This window comes from Pigmentiphaga daeguensis, from assembly GCF_039523035.1.
Taxonomy (GTDB): domain Bacteria; phylum Pseudomonadota; class Gammaproteobacteria; order Burkholderiales; family Burkholderiaceae_B; genus Pigmentiphaga; species Pigmentiphaga daeguensis.
Genome location: NZ_BAAAEN010000011.1, coordinates 110,387 through 131,840 on the forward strand (window position 1 = coordinate 110,387; position 21,454 = coordinate 131,840).

Annotated in this window: 17 protein-coding genes; 13 read left to right on the plus strand and 4 right to left on the minus strand. The window is 68.7% G+C overall.

The window, feature by feature from the left end; translation table 11 throughout:
- Positions 1-97 precede the first annotated feature (97 nt).
- The 4 genes from ABD104_RS15465 (at position 98) to ABD104_RS15480 (ending at position 3,361) form a co-directional block, all read left to right on the plus strand.
- Positions 98-1,003, plus strand: coding sequence for an amino acid ABC transporter substrate-binding protein (locus tag ABD104_RS15465; protein ID WP_087837597.1), 906 nt, complete (start codon positions 98-100; stop codon positions 1,001-1,003).
- Positions 1,004-1,135: 132 nt separating this feature from the next.
- Positions 1,136-1,888, plus strand: coding sequence for an amino acid ABC transporter permease (locus ABD104_RS15470; protein ID WP_343927776.1), 753 nt, complete (start codon positions 1,136-1,138; stop codon positions 1,886-1,888).
- Positions 1,889-1,900: 12 nt separating this feature from the next.
- Entirely contained in the window at positions 1,901-2,593 is a 693-nt protein-coding gene (locus tag ABD104_RS15475) for an amino acid ABC transporter permease (protein ID WP_343927777.1), read from the plus strand.
- 33 nt (positions 2,594-2,626) lie between these two features.
- Positions 2,627-3,361 (plus strand): amino acid ABC transporter ATP-binding protein, encoded by a 735-nt coding sequence (locus ABD104_RS15480; protein WP_343927778.1) that lies wholly within the window; start codon positions 2,627-2,629, stop codon positions 3,359-3,361.
- Between the two features lie 49 nt (positions 3,362-3,410).
- Here ABD104_RS15480 and ABD104_RS15485 read toward each other — a convergent pair whose 3' ends face one another.
- The gene (locus ABD104_RS15485) at positions 3,411-4,331 is read right to left on the minus strand and encodes a LysR family transcriptional regulator (RefSeq protein WP_343927779.1); all 921 of its coding nucleotides are present in this window, start codon (positions 4,329-4,331) and stop codon (positions 3,411-3,413) included.
- A 141-nt stretch (positions 4,332-4,472) separates the two neighbouring features.
- Between ABD104_RS15485 and ABD104_RS15490 the strand changes: the two genes are divergently transcribed.
- Together ABD104_RS15490 and ABD104_RS15495 are read left to right on the plus strand one after the other, a co-directional pair.
- Positions 4,473-5,540 carry a tartrate dehydrogenase gene (locus ABD104_RS15490; protein ID WP_279818111.1) on the plus strand — a complete coding sequence of 356 codons (1,068 nt, stop codon included), beginning with the start codon at positions 4,473-4,475 and terminating at the stop codon, positions 5,538-5,540.
- A gap of 8 nt (positions 5,541-5,548) precedes the next feature.
- Positions 5,549-6,448, plus strand: a complete 900-nt coding sequence (locus tag ABD104_RS15495) for an alpha/beta fold hydrolase (RefSeq protein ID WP_132979046.1) — start codon at positions 5,549-5,551, stop codon at positions 6,446-6,448.
- 3 nt (positions 6,449-6,451) lie between these two features.
- Here ABD104_RS15495 and ABD104_RS15500 read toward each other — a convergent pair whose 3' ends face one another.
- Entirely contained in the window at positions 6,452-7,711 is a 1,260-nt protein-coding gene (locus tag ABD104_RS15500) for a citrate synthase family protein (protein ID WP_243724393.1), read from the minus strand.
- A 117-nt stretch (positions 7,712-7,828) separates the two neighbouring features.
- Between ABD104_RS15500 and ABD104_RS15505 the strand changes: the two genes are divergently transcribed.
- On the plus strand, positions 7,829-8,539 hold the full coding sequence (locus ABD104_RS15505; protein WP_132979045.1) for a glutathione S-transferase N-terminal domain-containing protein: 711 nt from the start codon (positions 7,829-7,831) through the stop codon (positions 8,537-8,539).
- A gap of 144 nt (positions 8,540-8,683) precedes the next feature.
- A complete protein-coding gene (locus ABD104_RS15510) occupies positions 8,684-9,967 on the plus strand; it encodes a glycerate kinase type-2 family protein (RefSeq protein ID WP_343927780.1) in 1,284 nt (427 codons plus the stop codon).
- Here ABD104_RS15510 and ABD104_RS15515 read toward each other — a convergent pair.
- Positions 9,933-11,138 carry a M20 aminoacylase family protein gene (locus ABD104_RS15515; protein WP_087837606.1) on the minus strand — a complete coding sequence of 402 codons (1,206 nt, stop codon included), beginning with the start codon at positions 11,136-11,138 and terminating at the stop codon, positions 9,933-9,935. The genes ABD104_RS15510 and ABD104_RS15515 overlap by 35 nt on opposite strands.
- Before the next feature lie 170 nt (positions 11,139-11,308).
- On the opposite strand from ABD104_RS15515, the gene ABD104_RS15520 reads away from it, so the two are divergent.
- From ABD104_RS15520 to ABD104_RS15530, 3 genes are all read left to right on the plus strand, one after another.
- Complete coding sequence (locus ABD104_RS15520) at positions 11,309-12,472, plus strand: aminopeptidase (protein ID WP_343927781.1); 1,164 nt, start codon at positions 11,309-11,311, stop codon at positions 12,470-12,472.
- A 39-nt stretch (positions 12,473-12,511) separates the two neighbouring features.
- On the plus strand, positions 12,512-14,206 hold the full coding sequence (locus ABD104_RS15525) for a long-chain-fatty-acid--CoA ligase (protein WP_343927782.1): 1,695 nt from the start codon (positions 12,512-12,514) through the stop codon (positions 14,204-14,206).
- 81 nt (positions 14,207-14,287) lie between these two features.
- Positions 14,288-15,631, plus strand: coding sequence for a phospholipase A (locus tag ABD104_RS15530; RefSeq protein WP_343927783.1), 1,344 nt, complete (start codon positions 14,288-14,290; stop codon positions 15,629-15,631).
- A gap of 7 nt (positions 15,632-15,638) precedes the next feature.
- Here ABD104_RS15530 and ABD104_RS15535 read toward each other — a convergent pair whose 3' ends face one another.
- Positions 15,639-16,523 carry an inositol monophosphatase family protein gene (locus tag ABD104_RS15535; protein ID WP_243724377.1) on the minus strand — a complete coding sequence of 295 codons (885 nt, stop codon included), beginning with the start codon at positions 16,521-16,523 and terminating at the stop codon, positions 15,639-15,641.
- Positions 16,524-16,849: 326 nt separating this feature from the next.
- Between ABD104_RS15535 and mnmC the strand changes: the two genes are divergently transcribed.
- A complete protein-coding gene (mnmC, locus tag ABD104_RS15540) occupies positions 16,850-18,748 on the plus strand; it encodes a bifunctional tRNA (5-methylaminomethyl-2-thiouridine)(34)-methyltransferase MnmC2/FAD-dependent 5-carboxymethylaminomethyl-2-thiouridine(34) oxidoreductase MnmC1 (protein ID WP_087837611.1) in 1,899 nt (632 codons plus the stop codon).
- A 333-nt stretch (positions 18,749-19,081) separates the two neighbouring features.
- Entirely contained in the window at positions 19,082-21,310 is a 2,229-nt protein-coding gene (locus ABD104_RS15545) for a glycoside hydrolase family 31 protein (RefSeq protein ID WP_087837612.1), read from the plus strand.
- Positions 21,311-21,454 lie beyond the last annotated feature (144 nt).

Sequence of the window (21,454 nt, forward strand, 5' to 3'; positions counted from 1 at the left end):
CGTTCCCGGGCTCGGCTCGGGTAAAAATCCATGTCCGTACTGTCGGCTTGTTGCTACACTCGGCCGACATCGTTACTAGTTACGGAAGGGAGATTCCATGAAGAAACTCGTGCTGCTCTCCGCCGCGCTGACCCTGGTCGCCGTGTCGTCTGTCTCGGCGCAAGACCTGACCGGCCGGCTCAAGAAGATCAAGGACACGGGGACGCTGACGCTTGGCTATCGCGATTCCTCCATTCCTTTCTCCTACCTGGACGACAACCAGAAATCCATCGGCTACTCGATGGACATCTGCTACAAGATCGCCGACGCGATCAAGAGCCACCTGAAGCTGCCCAAGCTGAACGTCGCGCTTGCGCCGGTCACCTCGGCCACCCGCATTCCCCTCATCGCCAACGGCACGGTGGACCTCGAATGCGGGTCGACCACCAACAATGCCGAGCGCCAGCAGCAGGTGTCGTTCGCGCCGACCACGTTCGTGACGGCCACGCGTTTCGTCGCCAAGAAAAGCTCGAAACTGAACGACCTTTCAGACTTCAAGGGCAAGACCGTCGTCTCGACGGCTGGCACCAGCAACCTGAAGTGGCTGACCGAGACCAACGGCAAGGAAAACCTGGGCATGCAGATCATCCCCGCCAAGGACCATGCCGATGCCTTCCTGATGGTCGACAGCGGGCGCGCCGCAGCCTTCTTCATGGACGACATCCTGCTGTACGGGCTGGTGGCCAACTCCAAGAGCCCGGACCAGTGGATGGTCAGCAGCAAGGCCTATACCGTCGAGCCCTACGGCATGATCGAGCCCAAGGACGACCCGGCGTTCAAGAAGGTGGTGGACGACGCCGTCGTGGCGATGATGAAGTCGGGCGAGGTCGAGAAGCTCTATCAGAAGTGGTTCAACTCGCCCATTCCGCCGCGCAACGTCAACCTGAAGGTGCCCATGAGCGATTCGCTCAAGAAGGTGATCGCCAATCCCACCGATTCGGGAGACCCGGCAGCCTATCGCTGATTGCCGGGCCGGAAGGCCAGGCAGCCGGCCATGCGCTGCGCATGATCGAGCAGGATTCCAGGGGACCCGAGCGGTCCCCTGTTTCCATGGGGCCGGCCCCGTGCCGGACCGGGTAAGCACGGCGGAGCCGCGATGAACTACAACTGGAACTGGAAGATCTTCTGGGAGCTGTCGCCAGACGGCCAGGGCACCTACATGGACACGTTGCTGTCGGGCCTGCAGTGGACGCTGGCCACGGCCCTGGCGGCATGGGTGATCGCCTTCGTGCTGGGCTCCATCGTCGGCGTGGTGCGCACCACGCAGCTCAAGTGGGCGGTACGCCTGGCCGGGGCCTACGTGGAGCTGTTCCGCAACATCCCGCTGCTGGTGCAGCTTTTCCTGTGGTATTTCGTGCTGCCCGAGCTGCTGCCCGAGGCGCTGGGCAACGCGATCAAGCAGATCGCGCCGCCGTGGGGCGCGTACTGGCCGGCGGTGCTGTGCCTGGGGTTCTTCACCTCGGCGCGGGTAGCGGAACAGGTGCGGGCCGGCATCGAGTCGCTGCCGCGCGGGCAGCGCATGGCGGCCACCGCGCTGGGGCTGCGCGGCACGCAGGTCTATCGCTATGTGTTGCTGCCCATCGCCTACCGGGTGATCCTGCCGCCGCTGACGTCCGAGTTCATGAACATCATCAAGAACTCGTCGGTTGCCATGACCATCGGCCTGCTGGAACTCACGGGCCGCGCCCGGTCGATGCAGGAATTCAGCTTCCAGGTGTTCGAGGCCTTCGCCGCGGCCACGGTGCTGTACCTGATCGTCAGCCTGGTCGTCGTCACCTTCATGCGCTGGGTGGAGCGGCGCGTGGCGGTACCCGGCTTCATCGGGCCCGCGCGCGGCGGCTCGCACTGAACGGGGGCGGACATGTTCGGCAACTTCGATTTCGACGTCATCTGGCGCACGCTGCCCTACCTGTTCAAGGAGGGCATGACCTTCACGCTGACGCTGACCGCGATGGCGACGGCGGGCGGCATCGTCTTCGGCACGCTGCTGGCGATGATGCGGCTGTCGCGCTTCCGCTGGCTGTCGGCGGTGGCGGGCACCTACGTGAACCTGATGCGTTCGCTGCCCCTCCTGCTGGTGATCTTCTGGTTCTATTTCCTCGTGCCCTACATCGGCGCGTGGATCATCGGGTCGTCCACGCCGATCAAGGTCGGCGCCTATTGGTCCTCGGTGATCACCTTCACGATGTTCGAGGCGGCCTTTTTCTGCGAGATCATGCGGGCCGGCATCCAGTCGATCTCGCGCGGGCAGACCTATGCCGCCTACGCGTTGGGCCTGAACTACTGGCAGACCATGGGCAGCGTGGTTCTGCCGCAGGCCTTCCGCAACATGATCCCGGTGCTGTTGACGCAGACCATCGTGCTGTTCCAGGACACGTCGCTGGTGTATGTGCTGTCGATCACGGATTTCCTGGGGGCGGCGTCGAAGGTGGCGCAGCGCGACGGGCGGCTGGTCGAGATGTACGTGTTCGCGGCGGTGGTGTATTTCATCATCTGCTTTGCGGCGTCCAGGCTGGTGCGACGCTTGCAGCAGCGGGTGGCGATCGTCCGCTGACCCGGCCCGGGGATATTTTCAGGAGAGTCTCGAATGATCGAGATCAAGCATGTCAGCAAGTGGTACGGGTCTTTCCAGGTGTTGGCCGATTGCACGACGTCGGTGGCGACCGGCGAAGTGGTGGTGGTGTGCGGGCCATCGGGGTCGGGCAAGTCGACGTTGATCAAGACGGTCAACGCGCTGGAGCCCTTCCAGGAAGGGGAGATCGTGGTGGACGGCATCTCGGTGGGCGATGCGAAGACGAATCTGCCGAAGCTGCGCTCGAAGGTGGGGATGGTGTTCCAGCATTTCGAGCTGTTTCCCCATTTGTCGGTGATGGACAACCTGACGCTGGCGCAGGTGAAGGTGCTGGGGCGCGGGAAGGACGAGGCCGAGGAGCGGGCGCAGAAGTTGCTGGACCGGGTGGGGCTGAAGACGCATCGGGAGAAGTTCCCGGGGCAGTTGTCGGGGGGGCAGCAGCAGCGGGTGGCGATCGCGCGGGCGTTGTCGATGGACCCGGTCGCGATGCTGTTCGATGAGCCGACGTCGGCGCTGGATCCCGAGATGGTCAACGAGGTGCTGGATGTGATGGTGGATCTGGCGAAAGAGGGAATGACGATGATGGTGGTGACCCACGAGATGGGGTTCGCCAGGAAGGTGGCGCATCGGGTGGTGTTCATGGACGGGGGAAGGATCGTGGAGGACACCGACAAGGAAACGTTCTTCGATCCGTCGGCGCAGCGGTCCGAGCGTGCCCGCCATTTCCTGTCGAAGATCCTGCCGCATTGATTTAGAAAGGGGGGCGGTCTGTACGGCGGCAGGGGGCGAGGTATTCCCGTTACCACGACAACCCTTCTTCCCTGTCCCGTCGCCGATGCGCGAACCGTTCCGCCAGGAAATCCACGAAGGCGGTGGTCTTGGCGGACAGATTCTGGCGTTCGGGGTAGAGCGCGAAGATGTCGGCCGAGGGGGTGTGCCATTCTTCCAGGACGGCGACCAGCCTGCCCGAGCGCAGGTAGGCGCCGACTTCCCATTCCGAACGCATGATGATGCCGTGGCCCTCCAGGGCCCAGTACAGGGCGCTTTCGCCGTCGTTGGCGCTGAGGGGGCCGCGCACCTTGACGGTTTCGGCGCGGGTACCGGAGCGCAGGTGCCAGGTGCCGTGGGCGGTATCGCTTTCACGGATGACGATGCAGGGGTGGCGGGCCAGGTCGCGCGGGGAGGCGGGGGGCGCGTGGCGCTTCAGGTAGATGGGCGAGGCGCACAGCAGGCGGCGGTTCGAGGCGATCTTGCGGGCGGTCAGGCGGGCGTCGGGGAGGTCGCCGATGCGGATGCAGACGTCGAAGGATTCGTCCAGCAGGCTGGCGGGGCGGTCGGTCAGGTGCAGCTGGGCCTGGACGGCGGGGAAGCGCTTGAGGAAATCGGACAGGGCGGGGGCGATGTGGTGGCGGCCGAAGCCCAGGGTGGCGTTGATGCGCAGCAGGCCCCGGGGTTCGTCGCGGCTGCGGCCGACGGTATGTTCCAGTTCCTCGACGTCGGCCAGGATGCGGTTGCCTTCGCGCAGGTAGAGCTCGCCCTCGTGGGTCAGCGCGATGCGGCGGGTGGTGCGGTTGAGCAGGCGCACGCCCAGGCGCCGCTCCAGCCGCTGCAGGCGCTTGCTGACGGCCGGGGTGGACAGGCCCAGTTCGCGGGCGGCGGAGGACAGGCTGCCCTGGCGCATCAGGAGCGAAAAGAAGGCGAGGTCGGAGATGGTGTCCATTATTAACCTCCATTCAACAATGGTTTTTATCTCGTTCAATTATGAAGGGCAAGCGCGAGATACACTTGATCCATTCCATCCCGCACCGGTTTTCGCGACAGGCTTGCGTGCCGGCGCCATCACGACAAGGACGTTTCATCCATGGCCCACCGCATTGCAGTGATCCCCGGCGACGGCATCGGCACCGAGGTCGTTCCAGAAGGCTTGCGTGTCCTGGAGGCGGCGGCGTCGCGCTTCGGCATCGGCCTGTCGTTCGACCGGTTCGACTTCGCCTCGTGCCAGTACTACGCGCGGCATGGCGCGATGCTGCCCGACGACTGGAAGGAGCAGATCGGCGGCCATGACGCGATCTTCTTCGGCGCGGTAGGCTGGCCGGCCACGGTGCCGGACCACGTCTCGCTGTGGGGTTCGCTGTTGAAGTTCCGCCGCGAGTTCGACCAGTACGTGAACCTGCGCCCCGTGCGGCTGATGCCCGGCGTGCCGTCGCCGCTGGCCAACCGCAAGCCGGGCGACATCGATTTCTACGTGGTGCGCGAAAACACCGAGGGCGAGTATTCCAGCGTGGGCGGCCGCATGTTCGAGGGTACCGATCGCGAGGTCGTGCTGCAGGAGACGGTCATGACGCGCACCGGGGTCGACCGGGTGCTGAAGTTCGCCTTCGACCTGGCGGCGTCGCGTCCCCGCAAGCACCTGACCTCGGCCACGAAATCCAACGGCATCGCCATCAGCATGCCGTACTGGGACGAGCGCGTGGAGGCGATGGCGGGCAAATATGGCGACGTGCGCGTGGACAAGTTCCACATCGACATCCTGACCGCCAATTTCGTGCTGCACCCCGACTGGTTCGACGTGGTGGTGGCTTCCAACCTGTTCGGCGACATCCTGTCCGACCTGGGACCCGCCTGCACCGGCACCATCGGCATCGCGCCCTCGGCCAACCTGAATCCCGACCGCCGCTTCCCGTCGCTGTTCGAGCCGGTGCACGGCTCGGCGCCCGACATCGCCGGCAAGGGCGTGGCCAATCCCATCGCGCAGATCTGGTCGGGCGCATTGATGCTGGAGTTCCTGGGCCACAAGGGGGCGCACGACGCCATCCTGTCTGCCATCGAGACCGTGTTGTCCGACGGCCCGCGCACGCCCGACATGGGCGGCAAGGCGGTCACGGCCGACGTCGGCAAGGCGGTGGCGGAAATCGTCGCGAAAAGCTAGGGGCCGCCATGTCCGAGATCTCGCTCTTCAACGACCGGCTGCAGCACTTCCACGTCAATGGCGTGGACATCGCCACGCGCGTGGGCGGCACCGGGCCGGCGCTGCTGCTGATGCACGGACATCCCCAGTCCCATGCCATGTGGCACAAGCTGTGGGCCCGGCTGACCAACCGCTATACCTGCGTCGCCATCGACCTGCGCGGCTATGGCGACAGCGGCATGCCGGCGGACGAGCCGGCCGGGCACGAGGCCTTCTCCAAGCGCACGATGGCGGTGGACGCGGTCGAGGTGATGCGCTGCATCGGCTACGAGACCTTCGGCGTGCTGGCCCACGACCGCGGGGCGCGCGTCGCGCACCGGCTGGCGCTGGACCATGCCGAGCGGGTCGAGCGCATGATGCTGCTGGACATCGCGCCCACGCTGGACATGTACGAGGGCACCACGCGCGGTTTCGCGCAGGCCTACTACCACTGGTTCTGGCTGATCCAGCCGGCGCCTTTTCCGGAAAAGCTGATCGGCGCCGATCCGGCGTTCTATCTGCGTTCCGTGATGGGCGGCCGCCACGCGGGCCTGGCTCCCTTCGCCGATCGCGCGATGGCCGAGTACGAACGCTGCGCGCGCCATCCGCATTGGGCGCACGCGATCTGCGAGGACTATCGCGCGGCCGCCACCATCGACCTGGAACACGATCGCGCCGACCGCGACCAGGGCAACCGCGTGGATTGCCCGCTGCGGGTGCTGTGGGGCGGGAAGGGCGTGGTGGGGCGCTATTTCGACGTACTGGACCTGTGGCGCAGGCAGGCCTCGCAGGTCGACGGCCGGGCGCTGGACTGCGGCCACTACATCGCCGAGGAAGCGCCCGACGCGCTGTGGGCCGAGATCGAGTCGTTCTGGCCCGCGGCCGACTGAGGTTCAGGGGTCGCCGGCGGCGCCCACGAACTTGGCCCGGGGCCGCAGCAGCATGCCGCTCAGGCGCTGCTCCTGCACGTGGGCGACCCAGCCCGCCATGCGCGCCAGCGTGAACAGCGTGCCCACCGATTGGCGCGGCACGCCCATGGCCATGGCCAGGACGATGCCGCCGAGTTCATGCCGGGGATGCAGGCCGAACTCGCCGCGCACGTCGTCGATGAAGCGATGGACCTGTTCGAGCGCCGCCTTCTTGCGCGGCCGGTTGCGGGCCAGTTCGAGCAGCAGCTCGGCGCGTTCGTCGCCCTTGGGATAGAGCGGGTGGCCGAAGCCGGGCACGCTGGCGCCGCGCTCGTGTTGCGCGCGCGCCCGCTGCATGAGGCCGGCGGCGTCGTCGGCGCTGCGCAGGAAGTCTTCGATCCGGTCGTACATCCGCCCCAGGTGCACGCCGGCCGAGCTGCAGATGGCCGACGCGACGCAGCTGTGCAGGGTCGATCCGCCCGAGGCCGCCACGCGTGCGGCGAAGGTGCTGGGCGAGAGCTCGTGGTCGGCGAACAGCACCAGGAAGGCTTCCATGGCTTGCAGGTTGGCCGGGCTGGCGGGCAGGTCCAGGGCCGCCAGCAGGCCCTCGGCCATGGACGCCTCGTCGGGTATGGCATGGAAGCGCCGCCGGCGCGACACCAGGCCCATGCAGCCGGCCAGGGTCTTGATCAGCTGCCGCGCGGCTTCGTGCATGTGGCCGCCGCGCATGCGGTCTTCCACCGATCCTCGCGACATGCCCAGGCGCAGGGTGACGATGGCCATGATCTCCAGCAGCCCGCTGTTGGACTTGGGCGGCGCCAGCGATTCCAGCAGGGTTTCCTGGAGCCGGGGCGTGATGCCCGTATCCCAGCGGCGCGGCGCATCGTGCCAGACGCCGGTCCACAGCAGCTCGCACACGGCTTCGTAGCTGGCGTGGCCGCGGGCCAGCCGCACCGCGGAATGGCCGCGGTAGTGCGGACCGTCGGAACGGATCTCGGTGATCGAGGTGGGAATGATGGGCTCGCCCCAGTTCATGGCCGAGGCGGCCACCGCCCCGTGCCCCGAGCGGGCGGTGGAGCGCGCCTTGACCCGCAGGACGTCCTCGTGCAGGTACAGGCGCTGGCGCGTGTCCGGCTGCTTGACGCTGCGTATCCATCCCTTGCTGACGTAGGCATAGAGGGTCTGCATGCGTATGCCCAGCAGCTCCACGGCTTCCTTGGCGCTGAGATAGTCCTTGTGCGGCATGGTCTTCAAGGTTGATCGATCTTCATCAATATTCTACGGCCCCGCCCCCCTGCGTGGCTGCCGTGCACGGCTGGTATAGTCGGGCGGACCGACACTTCCATCGAGCAAGGATTCCCCATGACGGATCTTTCCGCTTTCCCGATCACCCGCAAATGGCCCGCGCAGCATCCGGACCGCATCCAGCTCTATTCGCTGCCCACGCCCAATGGCGTGAAGGTCTCGATCATGCTCGAGGAAACCGGCCTGCCGTACGAGCCGCACCGGGTGGCGTTCGACACCCAGGACCAGATGTCGCCGGAGTTCCTGTCGCTCAACCCGAACAACAAGATTCCCGCCATCCTCGATCCCGACGGCCCGGGCGGCAAGCCGCTGCCGCTGTTCGAGTCCGGCGCCATCCTGATCTACCTGGCCGAGAAATCGGGCAAGTTCATCCCGCGGGATCCCGCCGGCCGCTACCAGGCCATGCAGTGGGTGATGTTCCAGATGGGAGGCATCGGCCCCATGTTCGGCCAAGTGGGGTTCTTCCATAAATTCGCCGGCAAGGACTACGAGGACAAGCGCCCCCGCGACCGCTACGTGGCCGAGTCGCGCCGCCTGCTGGGCGTGCTGGACCGCCACCTGGAAGGCAAGGCCTGGATCCTGGGCGACGACTACGGCATCGCCGACATCGCCACCTTCCCCTGGGTGCGCAACCTGGTGGGCTTCTACGGCGCGGGCGAGCTGGTCGGGTTCGCCGACTTCGCCAACGTGAAGCGGGTGCTGGATGCCTTCGTGGCGCGTCCCGCCGTGCAGCGGGGCTTGCAGATTCCGGCGGCGCCCGGCGCCTGAGGACGGCTGCGACCAGGTGCCACGCGGGGGCGTGGTGCATGCCGGCGCGATGGGTGGAATAGGGATTTCATCCAGCTAGCCAAGCGGTGGCGGGCAGCCATAATGGCTATCACCACGAAAAGAGACATCAGCCGTTCCCCGCGTATGCATCAACTCCTCCTGGAATCGTTTCAAGCGGCCGTCGCCGCCGCCGACCCCCTCCACATCACCGCCCGCCACCTTCCGGCCCCACCCAGGGGCCGCACGGTCGTCGTCGGCGCGGGCAAGGCCGCCGCCAGCATGGCCCGCGCCGTCGAGGCCGCCTGGCCCGCCGACGCCCCGCTGGAGGGCCTGGTCGTGACCCGCTACGGGCACGGCATGCCGCTCGACCGCATCGCCTGCGTCGAGGCCGGCCACCCCGTGCCCGACGCGGCCGGCGAACGGGCCGCTGGCGACATCCTGCGGCTGGCTTGCGACCTGGGCGAGGACGACCTGCTGATCGTGCTCGTGTCCGGCGGCGGTTCCAGCCTGTTGTCGCTGCCGGTGCCGGCGGTGCCCATGGCCGCGCTGCGCGAGGTCACCCAGTCGCTGCTGCGCAGCGGCGCCCCCATCGAATCGATGAACGTGGTGCGCAAGCACCTGTCGCAGTTGCAGGGCGGACGCCTGGCCGCGTCGACGCGGGCCCGGGTCCTGGGCCTGATCGTCTCCGACGTCGCCGGCGACGATCCGTCCGCCATCGCCTCCGGCCCCACGGTGGCCGATCCCAGCACCTATGCCGACGCGCTCGACATCCTGCGCCGCCACGGCGTGCAGGCGCCGCAGCCGGTGGTCGACTGGCTCGAGGGCGGGGCCGCGGGGCGCCACCCCGAGACGCCCAAGGCGGGCGATCCGGTGTTCGAGCGGGTGGAGAACCACGTCATCGCCACCGCCCAGCAAAGCCTGCAGGCCGGCGCGCGCGTGCTGCGCCGCGCGGGCATCCAGGCGGTGGTGCTGGGCGACACCGTCACGGGCGAGGCCCGCGAGGTGGCCAAGGTCTATGCCGCGCTGGCGCGCCAGATCGTGCGGCATGGCGAACCCTTCGATGCGCCGGTGGCGCTGGTATCCGGAGGAGAATGCACGGTCACGGTGCGTGGAAGCGGCCGTGGCGGGCGCTGCACCGAATTCCTGCTGTCGCTGGCCGCCGAGCTGTGCGGCGAAGCCAGGATCTCGGCCCTGGCCTGCGACACCGATGGCATCGACGGCAGCGAGGACAACGCCGGCGCCTGGTGGGACAGCGAGCGCCTGCGGCGGGCCGCGGCCCGGGGCGTCGCGCCCGGCCCGTGGCTGGACGCCAACGACGCCTGGGGCTATTTCCGGGAACTCGACACCCTGATCACGACGGGGCCCACGCTGACCAACGTCAACGACTACCGGGTCATACTGATCGAGGCCGAGCGAACCAGTCGCTGACCAGCTTCACCCAGAAGCTGGCCCCCAGCGGCAGCAGTTCGTCGTTGAAGTCGTAGCTGCCGTTGTGCAGCGTGCATGGCCCCAGCCCGTGGCCCGCCTCGCGATGCGCGCCGTCGCCGTTGCCGATGAAGACGTAGCAGCCGGGTTTTTCCTGCAGCATGAAGGCGAAGTCCTCGGCGCCCATCGTCGGTTCGGTCGCGGCATCCACCTGGTTGGGCCCGACCAGCGAGCGCAGCACGTCGGTCACGAAACGGGTCTCGTCGGGATGGTTGATCAGCGGCGGGTACTTGCGCTGGAAATCGACCTCGATGCGGGCGCCGTGGGCCAGCTCCATGCCCCGGGCGATCTCGTGCATGCGCTGCTCGATCAGGTCCAGGACCTCGATGGTGAAGGTGCGCACCGTGCCGACCATCTCGGCCTCGTCGGGCACGATGTTGGTGGTCGTGCCCGCGTGGATCTGGGTGATGCTGAGCACCGCGGTGTCGATGGGCTTCTTGTTGCGGGTCAGGATGGTCTGCAGCGACTGCGCGAGCTGCACCGCGATCATGACCGGATCGATGCCCAGGTGAGGCAGCGCGGCGTGGGTGCCCTTGCCCCGGACGACGATGCGGAAATCGTTGCTGGAGGCCATCATCGGGCCCGGCGTCACGGCGAAGCTGCCCACCGGGATGCCGGGCCAGTTGTGCATGCCGAACACCGCCTCCATGGGAAAGCGCGTGAACAGCCCGTCGTCGATCATGGCCTTGCCGCCGCCGCCGCCTTCCTCGGCCGGCTGGAAGATCAGGTAGACGGTACCGGGGAAGTCGCGGTGCGCCGCCAGGTGGCGGGCGGCGCCCAGCAGCATGGCGCAGTGGCCGTCGTGGCCGCAGGCGTGCATCTTGCCCGGGTTCACGCTGGCGTGCTCGAAGGTGTTGAGTTCCTGCAGGGGCAGGGCGTCCATGTCGGCCCGCAGGCCGATGGCCGGTCCGTTCCTGTCCGTGCCTTCCAGGACGCCGACCAGGCCGGTGCCCCCCAGGCCGCGCACGACGGGGATGCCCCATCCTTCCAGCAGGCGGGCAATGGTGTCCGACGTGCGGTGCTCCTCGTAGCACAGCTCGGGGTGGGCGTGGAGGTCGCGTCGGATCGTCTTCAGGTCGCTGTGGAAAGCGACGATGGGTTCGAGCAGATTCATGTGGAACTCCTGAACGTTGCCCCGCCGCGGGTGCGAGCGCGCCGCGCCTTGTCCAGGCGGTCGCGAAGGCGGGAAGGGCCGATGTGCCGCGCCGTGTCCGGCGTCGCCGGCGGGGTCGTGTGCCCCGGGGCCGGCGGTTACCATAGCCATTATCTCCAATGAGCTTGTCCATGGCGAGTGTAACGACGAGGGGCCGGGCGGCCTGGGGTGCCCTGGTCCTGGCAGCGGCGCTGGCCGGGTGCGCCGACCTGCGCTACTACGCGCAGTCGATAGGCGGACATTCGTCGCTGCTGCAGGCGGCGCGGCCGGTCGACGAGGTCCTGGCCGATCCCGCCACTTCCCCCGATTTGCGCGAGCGATTGCGTCATGCGCAAGACGCGCGCCGCTATGCCAGCCAGGTGCTGGGCCTGCCCGACAACCGCAGCTACACCGAATACGCCGACGTCAAGCGCCCCTACGTGGTCTGGAACGTGTTCGCCACGCCGGAACTGTCCCTGCGGCTCAAGCAGTCCTGTTTTCCGGTGGTGGGATGCATAGACTATCGGGGCTACTACAGCGAAGCCGAGGCCCGGCGGACGGCCGCCGAGCTGAAGGCACGGGGCTGGGACGTGCACGTGGGCGGCGTGCCCGCCTATTCGACGCTGGGCTGGTATCCCGATCCCTTCGTCAACACCTTCATCCGCCTGCCGCCGGCCGAGGTCGCGCGCCTGGTTTTCCACGAGCTGACCCACCAGGCGGTCTACGCGAAGAACGACACGACCTTCAACGAGTCGCTGGCCACGGCGGTGGAGCAGATCGGCGTCGACCGCTGGCTGCGCGAGCCGCAGAACCAGTCGCTGCGGCCCGCGTACGAGGCGTTCGATGCGCGCCGGCACGATTTCGTCGCGCTGCTGCTGGAGACGCGGCGGCAACTGGCGCAGGCCTACGGCGAGACCGGCGCCCGCCAGGGGCCGGCGCCCACCACGCCCGATCCGGCGGGCCTGGGGCCGGACGAGATCGAGCGGCGGCGCGCCCGCAAGGCCGAGATCATCGCCGACCTGAAGTCCCGCTACGAGCGGATGAAGCGCGAGCGGTGGCATGGCTACGCCGGCTATGATGCCTGGTTCGCGCAGACCTTGAACAACGCGCAGTTCGCGGCCATGGGCGCGTACCACCAGTGGGTACCGGCGCTGCTGGCCATGGCGCGCCGCTGCGAAAGTTGCCGCGACGGCAGCCTCGCGCCGTTCCTGGACGAGGCGCGCGAGTTGGCGCGCCTGCCGTATGCCGAGCGCCGGCGGCGATTGCTCGCGGAAACCGAACGCGCGCAGGCGGCTGGGCTATCATCGGCGCAATAAGCCGACACCGCGCGGCAAAGACTGGACCAGGAGACGTGCATGCAAAGACCGTGGCTGGCGTACTACCCGCCGGGCATTCCCGCCGACATCGACCCGGGACGCTACCGGTCCCTGATCCAGTTGCTGGAGGAATCGTTCGCGCAGTACGCCGAGCGCCCGGCCTTCGTCTGCATGGGCAGGACGCTTGCCTACGCCGACATCGACGCCATGTCGCGCAAGCTGGGAGCCTGGCTGCAATCGCGCGGACTGCCGCGCGGCGCGCGCGTGGCCCTGATGATGCCCAATGTCCTGCAGTATCCCGTGGCCATCGCGGCGGTGCTGCGGGCCGGCTATACGGTGGTCAACGTCAACCCCCTCTACACCGCCCCGGAACTGGAGCACCAGCTCAAGGACAGCGGCGCCGAGGCCATCGTCATCCTCGAGAACTTCGCCCATACGCTGCAGCAGGTGCTGCCCGCCACGGCCATCCGGCACATCGTGGTGGCGTCCATGGGCGACCTGATGGGCGGCGTGAAGGGCACCGTGGTCAATGCCGTGGTGCGCTACGTCAAGAAGCTCGTCCCGCCGTTCAGCCTGCCGGGCGCCGTGAGCTTCCGGCGCGCGCTGGCGCAGGGGGCGGCACGGGAGTTGGCGCGCCCCGAGGTCGGGCCCGACGACATTGCCTTCCTGCAGTACACCGGCGGCACGACGGGCGTGGCCAAGGGGGCCGTGCTGCTGCACCGGAATCTGGTCGCCAACGTCCTGCAATGCGATGCCTGGCTGCTGACCGACGAACAGCCTTCCGGCCAAGGCGGACAGCGCACCCAGCACATCTTCGTCTGCGCCCTGCCGCTGTATCACATCTTCGGCCTGACGGTGTGCGCCCTGCTCGGCATGCGGGCGGGTGGCCTCAACGTCATGGTGCCCAATCCGCGCGACATTCCCGACCTGGTCAGGACCTTGTCCGGTTACCGCTTCACGCTTTTTCCCGGCGTCAACACGCTGTTCAACGCGCTGCTGAACAACGAGAAGTTCCGTTCGCTGGACTTCTCGGGCCTGCGCGTGAGCGTGGGCGGCGGCATGGCGGTGCAGAAGGCGGTGGCCGACCGTTGGCGCGAGGTGACCAAGTCCCCGCTGTGCGAGGGCTACGGGCTGTCGGAGACCTCGCCGGTGGCCTGCTGCACGCCCATCAACATCAAGGAGTATTCCGGCACCATAGGCATCCCGCTGCCGTCCACCGACGCGGCGATCCTGGACGACGACGGCGCGGCGCTGCCGATAGGCGAGCGCGGCGAGATCGCGCTGCGCGGCCCGCAGGTCATGCCGGGCTATTGGAACATGCCGGACGAGACCGCCCGCGTCATGACGGCCGACGGTTTCTTCAAGACCGGCGACATCGGCATCATGGACGAACGCGGCTACATCCGCATCGTCGACCGCAAGAAGGACATGATCCTGGTGTCGGGCTTCAACGTCTATCCCAACGAAGTCGAGGCCGTGGTGTCCCAGCACCCGGGGGTGCTGGAGTGCGCCGCCATCGGCGTGCCCGACGAGCATTCCGGCGAGGCGGTGAAGGTGGTCGTGGTCAAGCGCGATCCGGCGCTGACCGAGCAGGACCTGAAGGCCTTCTGCCGCGATCGCCTGACCGGCTACAAGCGGCCGCGCTATGTGGAATTCCGGTCGGAGCTGCCCAAGACCAACGTGGGCAAGATCCTGCGGCGCGAACTGCGGACCGGCACCGAGGCCGCCGCGTAACGGATTATTCCCGGCATGCCCCTACAATGGCGGCGTCTGCCCCATCGCGGGCGTTGTCGGGGAGTCCACATGCCAGGTCGGATGGCTGACCATCGTCTTCGTGCGCCGCATGGCATCGTGCGCCGCGCGCTCGCGCCCGCGGGCCTTTTCGCCCTGATGGCCGCGGCGCCCTTGCGGGCGGACGCGGGCGTGACCTTCAAGCTGGACCGCATGCAGGCCGGGCCGGGCGAGACCGTGCGCATCGAGGCCATGTTCTTCAACGACGGCAACGCCACGGCGACCTGGGACGCGCCGCGCGAGCTGGTGCTGCAATGGCGCGACGCCGCCGGCCGCGTCGTGCGCGCGCCCGCGCGGCTGGACGGCGGCACCGCCGTGCTGCAGATTCCCGTGGGACAGTTTTCGCGCGCGACCTGGTCGGCCGTGGTGCCCGAGCAGGCGCGCGGCCTGCAGGCCATCGCGATCGAAGGCGAGCCGGTGCTGCTGGCGCTGGACGCGACGCCCGCCGAGAAAGGGGCCATCGTGGGGTCGCGCGCGATCGGTCCCATCGTCGATCCGCGCGCGCCCGGCGCGGTGCCGCAGGTGCCGGACAGCGGCGTGCTGGCGGCGGTCAGCGGCCTGTCGGCCGGCTCGGCGCCGGGCAGCACCGCGCTGTCGGGGCCGGCGCCGTCGGACGCCACCGCCCCGGGCAACGACGAGCATGACGTGCTGAGCCGCTTCCGCAGCGCGCTGTCGCCCTACGAGCCCGTGTATTTCAGCTTCGGCGCCCGTCCCAACCTGAACGCGCGCTTCCAGGTCAGCCTGAAGTTCCGGCTGTTCCAGCCCTACGACGGCGAGGAAACCGGTTTTCTCAACAACCTGTACCTGGGCTATAGCCAGACCTCGCTGTGGGACATAGGCGAGAACTCGGCCCCGTTCCGCGACAGCAGCTATCGCCCCGCGGTCTTCTGGCTGTCCGACCGGGTCTGGGAGTCGCAGGACCGCCGCAAGTCGCTGGGTTTCGACGGCGGCTTCGAGCACGAATCCAACGGGCGCGACGGCGATACCTCGCGCGCCATCAATTCCCTGTACGCCCGGCCCACGCTGCGCTATCGCCTGGACGACGGCAGCACGCTCAGCTTCGGCCCCAAGATCAAGTACTACATGACCCGCGAGGGCAATCCGGACATCGCCGACTATCGGGGCCACGTCGACTACCAACTGCGCTGGGCCAAGGATGACGGCCTGATGGTGTCGGCGCTGGTGCGCAAGGGCCACGAGAAGGGATCGCTGCAACTGGACATGGCCTACCCGCTGCGCAAGCTGGGCCTGGGCCGCCTGAACGGCTTCCTGCACGTGCAGTATTTCAACGGCTACGGCGAGACCCTGCTGGACTACAACGTGCGCGCCAAGTCGCAGGTGCGCATCGGCCTGATGATCGTGCGCTGAGCGGTCTTCAGCCCGCGCCGGCGGCCTTGAGGTTGGGACCGATCAGGTCGTGCAAGGCCTTGGCCACGCCGGGGCCGCCGGCGACGATGTTGCCTTGCTCGGGCCAGGGAGCCCGCCCGAACGGGTCGAAGGCCTGCCCGCCGGCTTCGCGCACCAGCAGCGTGCCGGCGGCGACGTCCCACGGCTTGAGCCGCAGCTCCCAGTAGCCGTCGAAGCGCCCGCAGGCCACCCAGGCCAGGTCGAGCGCCGCGGCGCCGTTGCGGCGCACGCCGCGCGTGCCGTGCATGGCGTCGCGCAGCATGGGCAGGTAGCTTTCGGTGAACGACATGTCGCTGTAGGGAAAGCCGGTGGCCAGCAGGGCATCGGCCAGGGTTTCCGTGCGCGAGCACTGGATGCGGTGGCTGTTGAGCCAGGCGCCCACGCCGCGTACCGAGGTGAACATCTCTTCACGACAGGGATCGTAGATCACTCCCACCACGGGCCCGGGCTCGCACCGCGTCTCTTCGAAGGCGATGCCGCAGCCTTCCTGGGCCACCAGCGCGATGGAAACGGCGTAGTGGGGAATGGCATGGACGAAATTGGTGGTGCCGTCCAGCGGGTCGATGTACCAGCTGGCGGGACCGGAAGGCGAGCCCCCCGTCTCCTCGGCCACGATGCCGTATTGCGGCGTGCGCGCGCGCAGGACCTCGATGATCGCGATTTCGGCTTCGCGGTCCGCCTGCGAAACCAGATCGTTGCGGGCCTTCAGGTCGATCACCAGTTCCGAGCGCTTGTGCGCATAGGCTTGCAAGATCGCCGCGCCGGCGTGCGCGGCTGTGACGGCGGCTTCGAGCGCCTTGAAGAGATCCAGCGGGACGGGCTTGTCCATGGTGGCGGCTGCGGGGATGCTCATACAGGGAGTGTACCCCCCCTACGCGCTTACGCGCGCCCCCCAGGGGGCGAAACCGGCGGACTGGCAAAGCCAGATCCGCGGTTTCCTGGGTCTAGTACGCGCTTCTTGGATTGGATCACCGTTGCTACCGCTGGCAGCCAGCGATAGCACCCGTGCCAAACCCAAGATAACGGTACTAGACCCAGGATGCAGTGGATCCAGCTTTGCCGGTCCACCCGCATCGCCCCCTTGAGGGGGCCCGCGTAGCGGGTAGGGGGTGGGCTTCCCTTCCGGTCCACCCGCATCGCCCCCTGGGGGGCGCCCGAAGGGCGTAGGGGGGGGTTATCATCCTCGCCGTGTTTACCCCCCTGACTCCTTCCCGCCCGGCCTTCGATCAGGACGGCCTGCCTTATAGCCCGCTCTACGGCGACATCTACCATGCCGCCCAGGGGGCGTTGGAGCAGGCTCGCCATGTGTTCCTGGCGGGCAACGGTCTGCCGGAGCGATGGCGCGGACGCGAGCGCTTCACCGTGTGCGAGACGGGATTCGGGCTGGGGCTGACTTTCCTGGCGCTATGGCGCGCCTGGCGCGACGATCCCCGGCGCAGCCGGAGGCTGCATGTGGTGTCCGTCGAGGCCCATCCCTTTGCCCGCGAGGACCTGGCGGAGCTGCTGCGCGCGCGGGTGCCCGCCGGGTGGGACGACATGGCGGCGCAACTCTTGGCGCAGTGGCCGCCTCTTCTTCCCGGCCTGCACCGGCTGGACCTGGATGGCGGCGCGGTGACGCTGACCCTGGCCTTCGGGCTGGCCGAACAGATCGTGCCCCGGCTGGTCCTGCGCGCGGACGCTTTTTTCCTGGATGGATTCAAGCCGTCCGCGAATCCCGGCATGTGGTCCGAGCCGCTGATGAAGGCGCTGGCCAGGCTGGCCGCGCCGGATGCCACGGCGGCGACCTGGGCGAGCGCCGGCGCGGCGCGCCGCGCCTTGCAGGCGGCGGGTTTCGAGGTCGAGCGCAGGGAGGGCTTCGGCGGCAAGCTGCACATGACGGTGGCGCGCCATGCGCCGCGCTTCGAGCGCCGCCACGCGCCGGCCGAGCCGCCGTCCTTCGCCGAGCGCCATGCCATCGTGGTGGGAGCGGGCATCGCCGGGGCCGGTGTGGCGCATGCGCTGGCGTTGCGTGGCTGGCGCGTGTCCGTGTTCGATGCGGCCTGGACTTTTCCCCCGCAAGGTGGCGGCCATCTGGCCGCCGCATTGACGCCGTTGCTGGCCCGGGACGACAGCCCCCGCGCGCGCCTGAGCCGTGCCGGTGCCTTGCGCGCGGCCGCGCGCTGGGCGCCGTGGATGGACGGCGGGATCGTCGCCCGCTGCGGCACCGTGCAGCAGGCCAAATCCGACGACAAAGAGGCCGGCATGCGCGCCATGCTGGAGGAGCTGCGTTTTCCGGCCGACTGGGTGCGACCGGTGACGCGGGACGAAGCCAGCGCGCTGGCGGGTTGCCCGACGGCGCGCGGCGGGGTCTATTTTCCGGGCGGACTGCGGGTGCGTCCGCGCCTGCTGGGGGCGGCGCTGCTGTCCCGGCCGGGCATCGAAGTCCGGGCGGCCCGGGTAGCCCGCATCGAGGCGCTGGCGGCGGACGTGCCGTCGGGCCGCCGGTGGCGGGCCCTCGACCAGGAAGGCGCCACGCTGGCCGAGGCCGAGATCGTGGTGCTGGCCAATGCGGCCGAGGCGCCGCGGCTGCTTGCCGCCAGCGGACTGGCCGCCGACGGCGAACTGCCGGGTTTCTTCGGGCAAAAGGCCATAGCGGGACAGATCACGCTGCTTCCCGCGCAAGATGCCGCCTGGCGCCCGCCGCGCTGCGTGGTGGCGGGCGACGGCTACGTGCTGCCCGCCGTGGACGGCGCCTGCGTGGCCGGCAGCACGTACGTCCACGATGCCTCGCGCGCCGTCGTCACGGCCGAGGGCCACGCGGTCAACCTGGACCGGGCCGCGCGGCTGCTGCCGGCACTGGCCGGGGCCGGCCTGGATCCCGGCGCGTTCACGGGCTGGGCCGGGTGGCGCGCCGTGCTGCCCGGCAGGTTGCCGGTGATCGGCGAATCGCCTGTCCATGGCGGGCTCTGGGCCGCCTCGGGCTATGCCTCGCGTGGCCTGAGCTGGTCGGCGCTGGGAGGCGACATACTGGCCGCTTCCCTGGAGGGAGAACCCATGGTGCTGGAGGGGGATTTGCTGCGGATGATCGCCTGGCGCTGATCCCGGGCCGAATCGTGGGAAAATAGCGGGATTAACAGCAAAAAAGACGTGCCTGGGGGCGCGCGGTGCCCGGCCCGCGTGTCCCGATCCGCTGCTTCCAGGGGCGCGGGATGGCCCCGGATACGGCCTTGCCGGGCCTCTCGCGGCGCCCCGCGAAGCGCGTCCGTGCGGGAGACGGCTTCTTCCACGGTTTATTTGCCTCCCCGAATCCGTCAAAATAGAGGTTTTGGCGAAAAAGTGCGGTCATTTGCCGCATTTGGGGCGGATAGCGGGGCCTCGCGAGGGTTGCGTCTTTGCTATTGCCAATCTGTCGAAAGCGATCGAGGGAAACCTGTGCCACTTCAATTCGACTCCTCCCGCTACCAGCGTCTGGAATCCCTGTCTCTCAACACGACCAGCCCGTCCGCCGTCCGTTTCACGACGGACCAGGGCCAGCCGGTGCTGGTCGAGGCCAGCGCGCCAGGCGTGTTCAGGTTGAGCATGGGCACGCCCGCCGCCACCGGCAAGCCGGCCTCCGGCTCCGCCACGCGCGCCGCCGCCCTGCATGATCTGCTGGCCCGGGACGAGGCCATAGGCGAGGCCGTGGTTGAACAGGCGGATGTGGCCGGCCAGCCCGGCTGGCGCATCGTCCAGGGCGACAACGTACTCGAGATCGCCGCCAATCCCGTGCGGCTGGCCTTGTACCGCAAGGGGCAGCAGGTGCTGGCCTCGTCCGCGGACCAGGACCTGTGCCCGCTCGGCACCGAAGACGCCGCGGCCCCGACGTCGTGGGCCCTGTGCTTCGACCTCGCGGTTGGCGAAGCCGTCCACGGCCTGGGCGAAAGCCGCATCATGCTGGACCGCCGCGCCGAGCGCGTGGTGTCCGACGAGGCCGAGTCGCGCGCCCTGCCGCTGGCCTGGAGCCCGCGCGGCTGGGGGCTGTACGTCAATACGCTCGAATCCGTCGTGCACGACATCGGCCTGCCCGAGTTCGCGCCCGACAGCTACGTGGTGACCGTGGCCGACGCCCAGTTGGACGTGTTCCTGTTCGTGGGCGAGCCGGCCGAGATCCTGAACCAGTACACCCAGTTGACCGGCCGCGCGGGACAGCCCACGCTGTGGAGCATGGGCACGTGGCTGCACCAGGCGCCCGATACCGGCGCCGAGCAGCTCGCCGCCGTGGCCGGCCAGATGCGCAGCCGCGGCGTGCCCCTCGACGCCGTGTCGTTCCGGCCGCCCGCGGCCTGGGAGATCCGCGCCAAGCTGAACCTCGAATGGGACGCCGCCCGCTTCCCCGATCCGCGCCAGGTGCTGGGCGAGTTCAAGGGCCTGGACCTGAAGGTGTGCGCACCCGGTTTCCCGGGCGTGCCCACCCATAGCCCCATGTTCGCCGAACTCGAGGACAAGGGCTGGCTGCTGACCGACGAATCCGGCGCCGCGCAGGTGTTCGCCGGCGTGCCCGCCAGCGCGGGCGTCGCCTTCGGCCTGCTCGACCTGACCCACCGCGACGTGTGGACCTTCTGGCGCGACAAGATCCGCCAGGTCATGGACGAGGGCGTCGATGCGGTGTCCTGCGACATCCAGTTCGACATCCCCGACGGCGTCGAGGCGCGCAACGGCGATACCGGAGCGCGGCTGCGCACGGCCTATCCCATGCTGGTCAAGCGCTGCCTGTTCGAGGCGGCGGCCTGGAACAAGACCCCGCCCGAGGGCGTGGTGTGGAGCCGCGATCTCTTCCCGACCGGCCAGCGCCTGCCCATGCAGGCCCCCGTGTCCGTGCCCAACACCTGGGAAGGACTGGCCGAATCGCTGCGCGCCGCGCTGACGGCGGGGGCCAGCGGGCTGCCCGCCCATGCCCACGACATCGGTTCGCCCCAGCATCCGCGCGACGCCATGACGCCCGAGCTGTACCTGCGCTGGCTGGCGGCCGGCGTGTTCAGTTCGCACCTGCGTTTTCACGCCGTGCCGGGGCTGCTGCCCTGGGACTTCGGCGAGGAGGCCTTCCAGCACGCGCAGACGCTGATGCAGTGGCGCTATAGGCTCATTCCCTACGTGCTGGGGGTGATCGAGGACGCGGCCCGCACCGGCCTGCCGGTGCAGCGTTCCATGGCCCTGTCCTTCCCGGACGATCCCGAGGCGCATGCCCACGAGCTGCAATACCTGCTCGGCCCGGCCCTGCTGGTCGCGCCGGCCGTGCAGCCCGGCAACCAGATCCGCGTCTATTTCCCCAAGGGCGAAGCCTGGTGGGACCTGAACACGGGCTGGCGCTACGAGGGCGGCACGACCTGGACCTTCGAATGCGGCCTGGACCGCCTGCCCGTGTTCGGCCGCGAAGGCCACATGCTGTGCCTGGGCCCCGCCGCCCAGCACACCGGCGAGTTCAACTCCGCCCGCATCCTGGACGAGGTCTGGCTGTTCGGCATGCCCGTGCACAACCCCAGCGTGATGCGCAACAAGATCCGCGTCATGCAGATGCAGGGTTCGAGCTACGCCAAGGGCCTGGAAGGCCTGAAGATCCTGCCCTCCGAAGGCCTGGAAGTGAAGCGCCGCGGCGCCGAGGTACGTATCTCTCGGGCGAGGTAGAAGCCCCCCCCCCTACGCGCTTACGCGCGCCCCCCAGGGGGCGAAACCGGCGGACTGGCGGAGCCAGATCCGCGGTTTCCTGGGTCTAGTACCCGTTTCTTGGGTTGTGGCGCCGGTGCTTCGCTGGCTGCCAGCGAAGCACCG

Coding starts and splice junctions, on each gene's coding strand:
- ABD104_RS15465 (WP_087837597.1), top strand. CDS start 98: ATGAAGAAACTCGTGCTGCTCTCCGCCGCGCTGACCCTGGTCGCCGTG.
- ABD104_RS15470 (WP_343927776.1), top strand. CDS start 1,136: ATGAACTACAACTGGAACTGGAAGATCTTCTGGGAGCTGTCGCCAGAC.
- ABD104_RS15475 (WP_343927777.1), top strand. CDS start 1,901: ATGTTCGGCAACTTCGATTTCGACGTCATCTGGCGCACGCTGCCCTAC.
- ABD104_RS15480 (WP_343927778.1), top strand. CDS start 2,627: ATGATCGAGATCAAGCATGTCAGCAAGTGGTACGGGTCTTTCCAGGTG.
- ABD104_RS15485 (WP_343927779.1), bottom strand. CDS start 4,331: ATGGACACCATCTCCGACCTCGCCTTCTTTTCGCTCCTGATGCGCCAG.
- ABD104_RS15490 (WP_279818111.1), top strand. CDS start 4,473: ATGGCCCACCGCATTGCAGTGATCCCCGGCGACGGCATCGGCACCGAG.
- ABD104_RS15495 (WP_132979046.1), top strand. CDS start 5,549: ATGTCCGAGATCTCGCTCTTCAACGACCGGCTGCAGCACTTCCACGTC.
- ABD104_RS15500 (WP_243724393.1), bottom strand. CDS start 7,711: ATGCCGCACAAGGACTATCTCAGCGCCAAGGAAGCCGTGGAGCTGCTG.
- ABD104_RS15505 (WP_132979045.1), top strand. CDS start 7,829: ATGACGGATCTTTCCGCTTTCCCGATCACCCGCAAATGGCCCGCGCAG.
- ABD104_RS15510 (WP_343927780.1), top strand. CDS start 8,684: ATGCATCAACTCCTCCTGGAATCGTTTCAAGCGGCCGTCGCCGCCGCC.
- ABD104_RS15515 (WP_087837606.1), bottom strand. CDS start 11,138: ATGAATCTGCTCGAACCCATCGTCGCTTTCCACAGCGACCTGAAGACG.
- ABD104_RS15520 (WP_343927781.1), top strand. CDS start 11,309: ATGGCGAGTGTAACGACGAGGGGCCGGGCGGCCTGGGGTGCCCTGGTC.
- ABD104_RS15525 (WP_343927782.1), top strand. CDS start 12,512: ATGCAAAGACCGTGGCTGGCGTACTACCCGCCGGGCATTCCCGCCGAC.
- ABD104_RS15530 (WP_343927783.1), top strand. CDS start 14,288: ATGGCTGACCATCGTCTTCGTGCGCCGCATGGCATCGTGCGCCGCGCG.
- ABD104_RS15535 (WP_243724377.1), bottom strand. CDS start 16,523: ATGAGCATCCCCGCAGCCGCCACCATGGACAAGCCCGTCCCGCTGGAT.